This window comes from Crossiella cryophila (genome assembly GCF_014204915.1).
GTDB classification, from domain to species: Bacteria; Actinomycetota; Actinomycetes; order Mycobacteriales; family Pseudonocardiaceae; genus Crossiella; species Crossiella cryophila.
This window is the reverse complement of the sequence record NZ_JACHMH010000001.1, coordinates 5,798,299-5,812,037: the sequence shown is the minus strand read 5'-3', so window position 1 is coordinate 5,812,037 and position 13,739 is coordinate 5,798,299. Positions and strand designations below refer to the sequence as shown.

10 protein-coding genes are annotated in these 13,739 nt (G+C 70.5%); 7 read left to right on the top strand and 3 right to left on the bottom strand.

The genetic code is table 11. The annotated features are described in order from the left end of the window. Nucleotide 1: 1 nt before the first annotated feature. Nucleotides 2–658 carry a hypothetical protein gene (locus HNR67_RS25400; protein WP_185004727.1) on the bottom strand — a complete coding sequence of 219 codons (657 nt, stop codon included), beginning with the start codon at nucleotides 656–658 and terminating at the stop codon, nucleotides 2–4. An 88-nt stretch (nucleotides 659–746) separates the two neighbouring features. Here HNR67_RS25400 and HNR67_RS25395 point away from each other — a divergent pair, with 88 nt between their 5' ends. Then, nucleotides 747–1,280 (top strand): GNAT family N-acetyltransferase, encoded by a 534-nt coding sequence (locus tag HNR67_RS25395; protein ID WP_185004726.1) that lies wholly within the window; start codon nucleotides 747–749, stop codon nucleotides 1,278–1,280. Nucleotides 1,281–1,305: 25 nt separating this feature from the next. Continuing rightward, nucleotides 1,306–3,162, top strand: coding sequence for a hypothetical protein (locus HNR67_RS25390; protein ID WP_185004725.1), 1,857 nt, complete (start codon nucleotides 1,306–1,308; stop codon nucleotides 3,160–3,162). Between the two features lie 191 nt (nucleotides 3,163–3,353). On the opposite strand, the gene HNR67_RS25385 is transcribed toward HNR67_RS25390, so the two are convergent. Further along, a complete protein-coding gene (locus HNR67_RS25385; protein ID WP_185004724.1) occupies nucleotides 3,354–4,103 on the bottom strand; it encodes an IclR family transcriptional regulator in 750 nt (249 codons plus the stop codon). A gap of 102 nt (nucleotides 4,104–4,205) precedes the next feature. Between HNR67_RS25385 and HNR67_RS25380 the strand changes: the two genes are divergently transcribed. The 5 genes from HNR67_RS25380 to HNR67_RS25360 all read left to right on the top strand — a co-directional run bounded on the left by HNR67_RS25380 (nucleotide 4,206) and on the right by HNR67_RS25360 (nucleotide 12,775). Beyond that, entirely contained in the window at nucleotides 4,206–5,405 is a 1,200-nt protein-coding gene (locus HNR67_RS25380; protein ID WP_185004723.1) for a CaiB/BaiF CoA transferase family protein, read from the top strand. Then, nucleotides 5,402–6,148 carry an acetoacetate decarboxylase gene (locus tag HNR67_RS25375; protein WP_185004722.1) on the top strand — a complete coding sequence of 249 codons (747 nt, stop codon included), beginning with the start codon at nucleotides 5,402–5,404 and terminating at the stop codon, nucleotides 6,146–6,148. Before HNR67_RS25380 ends, HNR67_RS25375 begins: the two co-directional genes overlap by 4 nt. Next, nucleotides 6,145–7,074, top strand: a complete 930-nt coding sequence (locus HNR67_RS25370; protein WP_185004721.1) for a 3-hydroxyacyl-CoA dehydrogenase family protein — start codon at nucleotides 6,145–6,147, stop codon at nucleotides 7,072–7,074. The genes HNR67_RS25375 and HNR67_RS25370 overlap by 4 nt, the downstream gene beginning before the upstream one ends. A gap of 1 nt (nucleotide 7,075) precedes the next feature. Continuing rightward, nucleotides 7,076–8,245 (top strand): acyl-CoA dehydrogenase family protein, encoded by a 1,170-nt coding sequence (locus tag HNR67_RS25365; RefSeq protein WP_185004720.1) that lies wholly within the window; start codon nucleotides 7,076–7,078, stop codon nucleotides 8,243–8,245. Between the two features lie 327 nt (nucleotides 8,246–8,572). Next, nucleotides 8,573–12,775, top strand: coding sequence for a sugar-binding domain-containing protein (locus HNR67_RS25360; RefSeq protein WP_185004719.1), 4,203 nt, complete (start codon nucleotides 8,573–8,575; stop codon nucleotides 12,773–12,775). A gap of 46 nt (nucleotides 12,776–12,821) precedes the next feature. Here the strand turns inward: HNR67_RS25360 and HNR67_RS25355 are convergent, their stop codons facing one another. Further along, nucleotides 12,822–13,691, bottom strand: a complete 870-nt coding sequence (locus HNR67_RS25355; RefSeq protein ID WP_185004718.1) for a helix-turn-helix transcriptional regulator — start codon at nucleotides 13,689–13,691, stop codon at nucleotides 12,822–12,824. Nucleotides 13,692–13,739: the final 48 nt, after the last annotated feature.

Below are 13,739 nucleotides of genomic sequence, written 5' to 3'. Positions count from 1 at the left end.
CTCAGAGGAAGGCGATCGACCCGCGCCGGGACACGTCCACCGTCACATCCCGCAACGTGATCTGGCGGCCGTTGCCCGACACCGTCCGGTACTGGCACTTGAACTCGGTCTTCTTGCCCGGCTCGACCAGCTGCGCGGCCGGGAGCTGGTCGCAGCGCAGCTCATCGCCCAGCCGCTGGTACTGCTCGGCGAACAGCGCGTGCACCGCCTCGGCCTGCAGCACGCCCTTGAGCGGCTTCATCGTGTACTTGACCAGCATGTCCGACTCCTTGAAGTCGTCGGAGACGGTGATCTGCCACGGCACCTGCAGGCCGTTGTAGGTGACCATGCAGTCAGTGATCCCGCCGGCCTTGAACACGATCTTGTCGTCCTTGCAGGAACCGGCGACCTCGCCGCGGAACTGCACCATGACCAGGGTCTGCAGGCGCAGCTCCTCCACCATCTTCTTCAGCGGCGGGGCGTCGAAGGGCTCGCCAGGGATCAGCTTGCGCGCCTCGTCCACCTTCAGCGGCGCCACCTTGCCCGGCGTGACCAGCACGGCCCGCGGCGTGCCCTCGATCGGCACCGCCTCGGCCGAACCGATGACGGCCTGGGTGCCGCAACCGGTCAGTGACAGCAAGGCCAGCGCCAGTGCACCGGCGATCCCCCCATAACGCATGGTCAGAGCCTAGACGAAGGACCGGCCGAACCAACCTCGGGCACCCTGGTCGTGGCGGCGCGATCTTCACCCGGTGGATACTGGACACATGACCAGAAAACTTCCCGGGTATCTGACCGCACGGGAGCCGGTGGAGGCCGACCACGCCAAGGTCACCGTTGCCCTCTCCGACTGGTGGGGCGGCCTCGGCGGGGCCGCGGGCGAGCAGCAGCGGGCGTTGCTGGTGCCGCGGCTGATGTTCCAGCACTTCGCCACCAGCAGCACGGTGCTCGAACGCGACGGGCGGATCGCGGCGTTCCTGATCGGCTTCCTGTCCCAGTCCCGCCCGGCCGAGAGCTACATCCACTTCGTCGGGGTGGACCCGGCCCTGCGCGGCCTGGGCGTCGGCGGCTGGCTCTACGAGCGGTTCTTCGCGCACAGCAGGGCCAACGGGCGCACCGTGGTGCGCGCGATCACCTCCCCGGCCAACGCCGCCTCGCACGCCTTCCACACCCGGATGGGCTTCGTCACCGAGCCCGGACCGGCCGAGTTCGAGGGCCGCCCGGTGCAGCCCGACTACGACGGCCCCGGCCTGGACCGCCTCAGCTTCCGCCTCGACCTGGGCGATTCCGCCACGCCGTGACCCGCGATCCGGGCACACTCATCCGGTGATCATCCGAGTACTGGCCGCCGCGGTCGCGCTGACCGCCACCGGCCTGCAACCGGCCGCGGCCGCCCCCACTGCGATCGAACCGTGTGCCGCGGTCTCCGCCGGACCGGCCCAGGTCGTGGTGGACAACGCCACCCGGCTCGGCCTCGGCCTCAAGGGCTGGCCGGACACCGCCTTCGGGGTGCTGCCCGAGGGCGACGGCCAGTACCGGTTCCTGGCCGTGTCCGCGCTGGTGCCCTCCGGCGCCACGAACCAGAGCATCTCGACCACCCGCGGCACGCTGGACAACCCGGTGGCGGGCGGGGCCAAGCACGGACAGGTGCAGAACATCCCGGCGGGCTACCAGTACGCCGGCGGCGGCCCGGTCTTCCGCGATCCGGGCAGCGGCCTGGTGCTGCAGATGCTGCACCTGGAACGCGATCTGCAGGGTCCGCAGCACCAGTTCTACTCCGAACTGCACCTGGGCCTGCACGACCCGGTCACCGGCCACACCCGGCGGCTTGGCGAGATCATCGCCCCGGACATGGAGTTCGCCACCGCCTTCCAGCACAAGCTGACCGCCGACATCGGCACGTCCAGCTTCGTGCTGCGCGACGGTTACCTCCACGCCTACTTCCCGGACTACTCCTTCGACAACGGCAAGTGGGTCAACACCCCGCTGTCGGTGGCCCGCGCCCCGCTGGCCGAGGTGATCGCGGCGGCCCGGCAGGGCAAGGCCGGCGACTGGCGGAAGTACCACGAGGGCGCCTGGAACTCCCCCGGCCGCAACGGACCCAGCAGCGCGGTGCGCGAGCAGGGCGTCGGCGCCTGGCACCCCAGCGTGGTGAAGACCACCCGCGGCGGCACGATCATGGTGGCGGGCAACAGCATCACCGAGTTCGTGCTGGCCACCTCACCGGACGGGATGACCGGCTGGTCCGGCCCGACCACCCTGTTCCGCGACCCAGACCGCGGCAACGCCTACCCCACCATCGTCGGCACCGGCCCCGACCCGTCCATTGTGGACAGTGACTTCTACCTGTACTACCTGCAATGGGCCAAGCCCGGCGACTGGGCGAACGCGGTCACCATGCGCCGCCACATCACCTGCGTCGCAGGCCGCACCCTGCCGAGGACCACGCTGACCGGCTACGTCAACGGCACCCAGCACCGCACCAGCACGATCCTGGACCGCACCCCCGGCTTCGCCCCCGAACCCGGCAGGCTGTGGCAGCTGGAGACCGCGGCCGAGCCGGGCACCGTCCCGCTGCACGGCTGCCGCAACGGCACCGACCACTACCTGTCCCTGGCCGCGGGCTGTGACGCACCGCAGCACGCCGTGCTGCAAACCGAGGGCCGAATCCACATCGAACCCCCCGCCGCGCCGTCAACCCCGTTGTACCGCTGCAAATCCGGCAACGACCACTTCACCTCGACCGCGGCGGACTGCGAGGGCCGAGGCACCCAGGACAGGTTCCTCGGTCACGCCCTGACCACCACCCAGCGCGCGTTCAGCCGCTTCTACGACGGCCGCGAACACTGGGACACCACCGGCCCCGTCACCCCCAAGTACGCCCTGGAACACCGCTGGTACCTGGAATCCGCGCCCAAACCAGGCACCCTCGCCCTGTACGGCTGCTCGTACACCAGTGTGAAGGGCCTCAACCACTTCACCTCCACCCAGCCCGGCTGCGAGAACCAGACCGTGCTCCGCACCGAGGGCTGGGCCTACCTCGACCGCCCCACCGCGCCGTCCATCCCGCTGTACCGCTGCTACTGGCCCACCCAGGACGACCACTTCCTGTCCCCACACGAGAACTGCGAAGGCGTCCCCGGCGGCCGCAACGAAGGCCGCCTCGGCTACGCCCTCACCTGACCCCGCCCGCGTGTTGGCCGTTCCGGTACACCATGTTGGCCGAACTCGTACAGGCCAGCCACCACAAACCCGCCCCTGGCCCCCGCCCCGATCACCACACCCCAGCCCCGCCCGAACCGCCACCCAGAGCACCTTCGGCCTGCCCCACCCGACTCACCCACCGGCCACCCGCTACCCGGCGCCCGCCCACCTCACCGCTCCACCGCCCGCCCAGCCCACTCCCGCACCGCCGACACCAACACCTCAGCCAACTCCGGCAACCGCTCCCCCACCCCCTCCCGCCGCCCCGCCAGGGACACCGCCCCCACCACAACCCCCTCCGCCCACACCGGCGCCGCCACCGCCGCGATCCCGCGCAGCATCGGCCCGCTGTCCCCCAGCGAGAACCCGTCCTCGCGGATCTCCGCCAGCTCCGCCAGCAGCCCCAGCGCGGCCTCCGCCTCCCCGCCCACGTGCGCGCTCACCACCTCATGCCGCTCCCGCTCCGGCAGGTGTGCCAGCAGCACCCGCCCCACCGCGGTCTCCGGCAACGGCGTGCGCAACTGCCGCACCGTCAGGTAGTTGAACGGGTCGTCCGTCCCCGCCCAGTCCACGTACACCGAGGCGTCCCCCAGCCGCACCGCCAGCACCGCGCTGCACCGGTGTTCCCTGGACAGCGCCACCAGGTCCGCGTGCCGCACCACCCTGGCAGGCACCCGCCCGGCGCGCAGCGACAGCAGGTACGGCGCGGCGCCCAGGGTGAAGCGGTGGTCGGTCTCGTCCAGGTAGCCGACCGCGACCAGGCCGTTGACCAGCTTCTGGATCGAGGAGACCGGGGCGTCCAGGCGCAGCGCGAGCTGGGTGAGGCCCAGTCCCTGCGGCTCGGTGGCCACGGTCTCCAGGATGGCGGCGATGCGGTCGACCGCGCGGTGATGTGGGCGTTTGGGGGCGAGATCGGACATCGCGGCTCCTTTACCTATATGGATAGCAACGTATCACATTGCGTAAGATCGTTAGCCTGCCTAAGTTCGGAGGTGACCGGAGCACAACGAGGAAGGACCGTGATGACCGAGAACAGGGGCGCGCTCGACGGGATCCGGATCATCGACCTCTCCACCGTGGTGATGGGCCCGTACGCGACCCAGATCCTCGGCGATCTGGGCGCCGATGTGATCAAGGTGGAGGCGCCTGCCGGGGACATGAGCAGGCTGTCCACCCCGGCGCGCAACGCGGGCATGGGCGCGCTGGCGCTCAACGTCAACCGGAACAAGCGGGCCATCGCACTCGACCTCAAGCGACCACAGGGAAAACAGGTCTTCCTCGACCTGGTGCGCACCGCCGACGCGCTGGTCACCAACATGCGCCCCGGCGCGCTCACCCGCCTCGGCCTCGGCTACGAGGACCTCGCCGCGGTCAACCCGAACCTGGTGTACTGCAACGCCCAGGGCTTCCGCAGCGACTCCTCCCTGGCCGGCCGGGCCGCCTACGACGAGATCGTGCAGGCCACCTCCGGCACCGCCGACCTGATGCGCCGCGCCACCGGCACCCCCACCTACATGCCGACCATCCTCGGCGACAAGGTCAGCGGGCTGACCATCGTCTACGCGGTGCTCGCCGCGCTGCTGCACCGCCAGCGCACCGGTGAGGGCCAGCGGGTCGAGGTGCCGATGACCGACACCATGCTGGCGTTCAACCTGGTCGAGCACCTCGCCGGCCGCACCTTCGAGCCCGCGCAGGGCCTGCTGGGCTTCCCGCGCTCGCTCGCCCCCGGCCACCGCGCCGTGCGCACCGCCGACGGCTGGGCCTGCATCCTGCCCTACAGCCGCGAGAACCTCCTCGACTTCTTCACCGAGGCCGGCGCGCCCGAACTGGCCGAGGATCCCCGGTTCGGCACCGCCGAGTCCCTCGCCGAGCACTTCGGCGACCTCTACGAGCTGATCGAGAAGTTCGCCGTGCGGCGCGCCACCGCCGACTGGGAGGCCGCCTGCGCACGGCTGAGCATCCCGTTCGCCCCGGTGCTGGACCTGGACCAGGTCACCGAGGACGGCTACGTCCGCGAGGTCGGCCTGCTGGAGACCGCCGAGCACCCCACCGAGGGCGCCTACCGGGTGATCGGCTCGCCGGTCCGCTTCTCCGCCACCCCGGCCGGACTGCGCAGGCACGCGCCGCGGCTGGGCCAGGACAACGACGAGGTGCTGGCCGAACTCGGCTACCCGCCGGAACAGCGCCGCGCACTCGCCGAGAACGGAGTCACCGCGTCATGAAGGCAGCCGACGTGGCCCGCAGGCTGGCCACCCCGCTCACCGCCCCCGCCTACCCGGCCTCGCGCACCCGCTTCCGCGACCGCGAGTACCTGAACATCGTGTACCGCACCGACCCGGACGCCCTGCGCGCCGTGGTCCCGGAGCCCCTCGAGATCGAGGAACCGCTGGTGCGCTTCGAGATCATGCGGATGAACCAGGCCAGCAACTACGGCCCCTACACCGAGGCGGGCCAGGTCATCCCGGTCCGCTTCGGCGCCGAACGCGGCGAGTACCTGCACCAGATGTACCTCGACAGCTTCGCCGCCACCGCCGCCGGGCGCGAACTGGCCGCCTACCCCAAGTCGATGGGCTCGCCCGCGCTCTTCGCCGAGCACGGCGCGCTGGTCGGCACCCTGGATCTCGGCTCGCAGCGGGTGGCCACCGCGACCATGGGCTACCAGCACCGGCCGCTCGACTTCGAGCGGGCCAGGGCGGAGATCGCGGTGCCCACCTACATGCTCAAGATCGTCCCCGGCTACGACGGCAAGCCCCGGATCTGCGAGCTGGCCCGCACCCAGATCACCGACCTGACCATCAAGGACGCCTGGACCGGCCCCGCCCGGCTGCAGCTGTTCGAGCACGTGCTCGCGCCACTGGCCGACCTGCCGGTCCGCGAGATCGTCTCGGCCAGCCACATCATCACCGACCTCACGCTCGCCCCGCTCCGGCCGGTGCACGACTACCTGGAAGGGAACCGGTCATGAGCCGCACCATCGCGGTCGTCGGCGCAGGCGTCATCGGCCTGTCCTGGACGACCCTGTTCCTGGCCAAGGGTTTCCGGGTCCGCCTGTGCGACCCGCGCCCCGACCTGGCCGAGGTCGCCGCCACCGCCATCCCCGAACTCGCGCCCACCGTCCCCGGCTTCACCGGCGATGCGGCCGAGCTGCTCACCCGCCTGGAGTGCACCGCCGACACACTGCACGCCGTGCGGGATGTGCACGCCGTGCAGGAGAACGGCCCGGAGAACCTGGAGTTCAAGCAGGACCTGTTCGCCGCACTGGAGAAGGCGGCCCCGCCGGAGGCCCTGCTGCTCTCCTCCACCTCCGGCCTGGTCCCCACCCTGCTCGGCGCGAGCATGACCGACCCGGGCCGGGTCCTGGTCGGTCACCCGTTCAACCCCCCGCACGTCCTGCCCCTGGTCGAACTGGTCCCGCACCCGACCAGCACCCCCGAGCTGATCGACCGCGCCGCCGGGTTCTACCGCGAACTCGGCAAGGTCCCGGTCACGCTGCGCGCCGAGAGCCGCGGTTTCGTGGCCAACCGGCTGCAGGGCGCGCTGTTCGCCGAGGCGGTCACCCTGGTCCAGGACGGCGTGGTCACCCCGGCCGAGCTGGACCTGATCGTGCGCAACTCCCTGGGCATCCGCTGGGCCGCGGTCGGCCCGTTCGAGGCCCTGCACCTGGGCGGCGGCCCCGGCGGCCTGCGGCACCTGCTCACCCACCTCGGCCCCGGCATGGCCCGCGGCTGGGCCCAGCGCCGCACCCCCACCCTTGACGAGTCCACAGTGGACACCCTGTCCGCGGCGGCCGACCACGACTTCGGCAGCACGGACTACCCCGGCCGGACCCGCCGCCGCGACGACCGGCAACTGGCGATCCTGGCCGCGTTGAACAGCACCGAAGGAGCCTGACATGGCCACCGAACCCGACCTGCTCACCGGCGATTTCTACGGCTTCCAGCACCTGCTGGACGACCGCGAGCAGGACATCGTGCGCCGCACCAGGGAATTCCTGGCCGCCGAGGTCGCCCCCATCGCCAACGCCGCCTGGGCGGCGGCCGAATTCCCGCACGACCTCGTCAAGGGCTTCGCCGAACTGGACATCGCGGGCCTGGCCTACCGCGGCGAACGCAGCCTGCTCACCGGTTTCCTGGCCATGGAGATGAACCGGGTCGACCCGTCCCTGGCCACCTTCTTCGGTGTCCACAGTGGACTCGCCATGGGCAGCGTCAACCGCTGCGGCAGCGAGGAGCAGAAGCAGCGCTGGCTGCCCGCGATGGCCCGGATGGAGCAGATCGGCGCGTTCGCCCTCACCGAGCCCGAAGGCGGCTCCGACGTCTCCGGCGGCATGCGCACCACCGCCCGCCGGGTGGGCGAGGACTGGATCCTCAACGGCGCCAAGCGCTGGATCGGCAACGCCACCTTCGCCGACCTGATCGTGGTCTGGGCCAGGGACGAGGCCGACAACAAGGTCAAGGGCTTCGTGGTCGAACGGGGCACCCCCGGCTTCACCGCCACCCGGATCGAGCACAAGGTCGCGCTGCGCACCGTGCAGAACGCCGACATCACCCTCACCGACTGCCGGGTCCCCGAGGCCAACCGACTCCAGCGCGCCACCGGCTTCCGGGACACCGCCGACATCCTCCGCCAAACCCTCGGCGGCGTCGCCTGGCAGGCCGTCGGCGTGATGATGGGCGCCTACGAGAAGGCCCTCGCCTACGCCAAGCAGCGGCAGCAGTTCGGCCGCCCCATCGCCGGCTTCCAACTGGTCCAGGACCTCCTGGTCCGCATCCTGTCCAACGTCACCACCAGCCTCGCCCTGGTGACCCGCCTGGCCCAGCTCCAGGACGAGGGCGTCTACCGCGACGAGCACTCGGCCCTGGCCAAGGCGGTCTGCACGGTCCGCATGCGCGAGGCGGTCGGCTGGGCCAGGGAGATCCTCGGCGGCAACGGCATCATCCTGGACCACGACGTGGCCCGCTTCGTCGCCGACGCCGAAGCCATCTACTCCTACGAAGGCACCCGGGAGATGAACACCCTGATCGTCGGCAGGGCCATCACCGGCCACAGCGCCTTCGTCTAACCCCCTCACCCGCGTGTTGGCCGTTCTCGTACGCCATGTTGGCCGATCTCGTACGCCACGTTGGCCGTTACGGACACCGCCCCGGGCACCGAGACACCGCGAACACGCCCGAGCAAACGCCCACTCAAACACGCCCACCCCCAGCTGGCCTGATCGGATTACAACGTTGGCAGTCCATTTCCGGCCATAGTTCGGTCAGTTCTTGACTGCTCATGATCGGTTGCTGTTAATGGGAGCGGTTCCACATCGGGGTGGGCACGCTGCTCGCCGCCATGGCGCGCCCACCCCACCTTCGGTTGTGCTCCCCCGCCAGGAGGTAGGCGCCCCATGCCCCGTTCCCGATTGCGCACCGCACCACTGGTAGCCGCGTTGGCCCTGGTCGCCGCCTCGGCGTCGACGATCACCCCACCGGCGGCCCAGGCCGCGCCCGCGGAACGCACGGTCACCGGCCAGGTCCGAGACACGGTCACCGGCGCCCCGGTCGCCGGGGCGGTGGTGCACGCGGCGGCCCAGACCACCAGCGTGCGCACCGGCGTCGACGGCCGGTTCACCCTGCCCAAGGTGCCTGCGGAGGCCATCGGCGTGGTCGCGGCGAAACAGGGCTACTCCTTCCGCTGGCTACCCCTGGAATCCCGCGGCGACACCGCGGTCACCCTCCGCCTGGACCGGGAGACCCCGCGTTCCCTGCCGCACCCGGACTACCCGCGCCCCGACCTGGACCGCCGGGCAGGCGCGAACGGCAAATGGCTCAACCTCAACGGAACCTGGTCACTGAGCTTCGACCCGCGCGATGTCGGCCGCACCGAGAACTGGGCCGCGGGCGGGCACGAGTGGCAGCACGCCGTGCGCGTTCCGTTCAGCTACACCTCCCTGGCCGGTGTCGGCGAGGAAGCCCGCGCCAACAACCAGGTCTACGCCAGCCAGTTCGAGGCCAACCGGGGCGCGGTCTGGTACCAGCGCCAGCTCACCGTGCCGGCCGACTGGCCTGCCGACCGCAACGTGCTGCTGCGCTTCGGCGCGGTGGAGTGGAACGCCGTGGTGTTCCTCAACGGTGTGCAGCGGGCCGAGCACGACGGCGGCTACTCCCCGTTCGAGGTCGACCTGGGCCGCCTCGCACCGGGTTCCACGCATTCGCTGGTGGTCCGCGCTTTCGCCCCGGACAACGGCGATCGCACGCCGTACCCGCAGGGCAAGCAGATGGGCTGGTACGCCGACACCGGCGGCATCTGGCAGTCGGTCTGGCTGGAACCGGCCGACCCCGCCCGCCTGGACACCGTGCACGTCACGCCGAAGCTGACCTTCGCCGGTGACCGCCTGACCAGCGCCAAGGCCGAGATCGCGATCACCGGCAACACCGCCGCGGCCGGTTCCACCGCCAAGATCACCATCCGCGAACAAGCAGGCAAGCCCGGCGTCGAACAACGCGGCCTCGACCTGCCCAAGCCGGTCGAGCCCAAAGCGGGCCGGGTCGTCGCCACCAGCACGCTGATCCTCGACGGCGTCACCGGGAAGTCCACAGTGGACATCCCGGCGGCCCGCCTCTGGTCGCCGAACACGCCCTGGCTCTACCAGGTCCAGGTCGAACTGTCCGGCGGTCAGGGCCGGGACGCGCTGCACACCTGGACCGGTCTGCGCACCATCTCCCGGGACTGGGCGCCCGGCCACTCCCCGGCCGAACAGTCCGATCCCCAGCAGCAGTACCAATACCTGCACCTGAACAACAAGCCGATCTACCTGCGCTCCGCGCTCGACCAGGCGTTCAACCCCTGGGGCACCTACTCCTACACCGGCCTCTACCAGGGCGGCGACCTGCGCGCGGGCTCGGTCGGGGACCCGCGCAAGGGATCGGTGCTCTTCGACCTGGCGCTGGCCAAGCAACTCGGCCTGAACTCCACCCGCCTGCACATCAAGATCAACGATCCGCTCTACTACCACTGGGCCGACGTGATGGGCCTGATGGTCTGGTACGACCAGCCGAACTTCGGCTACAACGGCTACCAGGCCAGTGCGGAGAAACTGTTCGAGAACGTGTTGCACGACGCGGTGAAACGGGACTACAACCACCCCTCGATCGTGATCTGGGACGTCTTCAACGAGGGCTGGGGCATCACCGACGGCAACGGCATGCGCGAGGACGCCAAGCCGTGGGTGGAACGCATGGTGCAGCTCACCAAGAAGCTCACCCAGGGCGGCAGGCTGATCGTGGACAACTCGCCCTGCTGCAACAACCACCATCCCAGTGAGAGCACGGACCTGCTGGACTTCCACGGCTATCTGTCCACATGGGAGGAATGGAAGTCCAATGTGGACCACATCGTGCGCAACACCTATCCCGGCTCGACCTTCAACATGGAGGAGGGCAAGAAGCAGGCCGGTCAGCCGCTGCTGAACTCCGAGTTCGGCCCGTGGTCCGGCGGCAGGGAGAAGGACCAGGACGTCGCCGCGCCGTTCCGCTACACCACCGAACTCTTCCGCAACCAGCCCAAGATGAACGGCTACCTGTTCACCGAACTGGCCGACATCGAGTGGGAGTGGAACGGCTGGTCGGCCTACGACCGCACGCTCCAGGTGCCCGGTTACCTCGACGCCGACGGGAAACAGGGCGGTGTGCACCTGGCCAACGCCGACGACGTGCTGTTCTTCGACGCCCGCCCGGTGCAGCGGGTCACCCCCGGCCAGCCGGTGTCGCTGACCGCGAAGTCCTCGCTGTTCTCCGGCCGCGATCTCGGCGCCACCGAGCTGCGCTGGCGGATCTCCGGCACCGACCAGACCGGCGCGCCGGTCCGCGGCACCGAGTGGGCACGGAAACCGGTGTCCCCCAAGAAGTACACCACCAGCGACCTGGGCAAGGTCGAGGTGACCGTGCCCGAGGACCTGACCCACGGCCGCCTGGACATCCAGCTGGTACGCGGCCGGGACGTGCTGGCCACCGGCCAGACCTTCCTCGCCGACTGGAGCACCCGCACCGACCGGGCCACCGTGCTCGGCGAGCAGCGCACCAGCCCGTCCAGGGTGGCCGGCACCATCCGGCTGGATCCGGCCGCGGCCAAGGCGAACTGGCCGCAGGGCCACGACACCTTCCGCAACGACGGTTCCAGCGCGGCCTGGGGCTACGGCGACGGCGAGTTCCAGTGGACCGTCGAGTTGCCCGACGAGCTGCGCGAGGGTCGTTGGAACACCGCCCAGCTGGTCCTGGAGGCATCCGCGTCCCGGCCGGGCTCGCCCCGAACCCGGTTCCCGCAGACCTCCGAGCGTCGCTACCCCACCACGTTCCGGGCCTTTGTGGACGGTGTGTCCACCCAGGCCGTTGTGCTGCCGGATGATCCGGCCGACGCCCGCGGCGCGCTGTCCAACGAATCCGGCTTCGACCCCGGCCAGTACGGCTACCGGGTGGTCCTCGATCTGGACGCGCGCAAGCTCAAGGAAGCCGCCGCCGACGGCAGGTTCACCCTGTCCCTGGCCGGTTCCGGTGGTGGGCTGACCGTGCACGGACCGCGCACCGGCCGGTTCGGGATCAGCCCGCAACTCGTGCTGTCCCAGGGCCGCGGCGTGTCCGGGCCGCCGGTGCAGCAGTCGGAGTCCTACGTCGACACCACCGAGGGCGCCGGGGTCAACACGCATTTCGTGCCGGGCACGCTCAAGGACGGCCAGGCCACCCCGGCCAGTGTGCTGGTGGTCAACGACTCACCGCGCACGGTCCGCCAGGTCCACCCCGAACTGGTGCTGCCGGCTGGCTGGCGGGCCGAACCGGTCGGCGAGGTGTCCACAGTGGACCTTCGCCCCGGCGAATCAACGGTGGCGCGGTACCGGCTCGTCCCAGGCAGTGTCGGTGATTCCCAGGTGACCACCAGAGCCTTCTACAGCAACGATTCCGGGCGTCAGGTGGTCGACGAGCCCTGGCTGGTGACCGTGCCGGTGCCGGAGCCGACCGAGGCGAACTACCCCAAGCGCACCATCCTCGACGGTTTCGACTCCGACACCAGCGCCAGCTACCGCGGTCACCAGCCCTTCGGCGGTGAGGCCGCGCCAGGCCCCACGGTGTCGGATTCCAAGCTGAAGGTCAGTCACCCGAACCAGTTCTTCACCATGCTCGGCTCCACCGCCACCCCCTCGGCCAACCCTGCGGTGACCATCGTGGAGGTCGGCGAACTGGCCGGTGGCAACATGCGGGAGAACAGTCTGTTCACCGGTCTGGTCAAGGACAAGGACACCTATGTGGTGGCCTGGTACAACCACTTCCGTAAACAGACCGGCTTCGACATCCGGCTCAACGGCCAGTTCCTCTACGGCAATCCGACCGCCCGCCTGGACCTGCAACCCGGTGACAAGTTCGCGCTCGTGGTCGCTGGGAAGTCCCTGGACATCTTCCACGGCCGCGACGGGCGGTGGACCTCGGTGCGCACCGGTTCGATCGATCCACGGCTGAACCTGTCCGATCCCACGGTGCTCAGCCAGTTCCGGCACGGCGTCGCCATGCGCGGCGACGGCGGCACCGTGTCCATCGAATCCCTGGAGGGCCGCACCCGCTAGGCGTTCACCAGGCCGCCTCCGTCCACTTCGGACGGAGGCGGTCCGCTCAGCCTGGCCGCTCCCACTCGCCGATGTGTTCGTGGTCGCTCCGGCGCAACCGCCGGTACCGTCCAGCCGACACCCCGTACTCCCGCTTGAACGCGTTGGCGAAGGCGAACTGCGAACCGTAGCCACAGCGGTCCGCGATCACCGCCAGCGTCGAATCGGTGGTACGCAACATCCGCGCCGCCAACGCCAACCGCCACCACGTCAGGTACCCCAACGGCGGCTGCCCGACCAGCTGGCTGAACCGGCGTGCGAACGCCGCCCGCGACAGCCCGGCCGCGGCCCCCATCCCCTCCACCGTCCACGGTGCGGCCGGATCCTGGTGGATGGCCCGCAACGCCTTGCCCACCACCGGATCCCGCATCGCAGCATCCCAGTTCCGCCCGTCGCCGTGCTCGTCCATCCAGGCCCGCAAGAGGTAGACGAGCAGCACCTCCAGCAACGACGGCAGCACCGCGTCCCGACCGGCCCGCACCTCGGCCAGTTCCGCCCCCAGCACCGAGATGATCCCCTGCAACGGCGCGTGCTCACCAGCCCGCGCGGTCTGGACCAGCAGCTCGGGCAACTCGGCCAGCAACGGGTGCGGCCGCGCCTGCTCCAGCTGGAACGCCCCGCACAGCAACCGGGTGCGCACCCCCGCGTCGACCAGCTCGTGCGCCCCGCCCCGCGGCAACACCACCGCGTCCCCCGGCGTCAGCGACACCGGCTCCCGCCCCGGCAGCACCACCTTGATCGCACCGACGAGCACCACATGCAGCCGGGCCCCGGCGAAGTCCGGGAACTCCCGGGACCACGGCCCGTCCGCCTCGGTCAACGCCGAGTACGGCCGCCCACTGCGCATGGCCGCGATCGCGTCACTGAGCACATCCATCCGCCGACCCCCACCCCCAACGATCAAGACGTAGACGTAAACACCCAA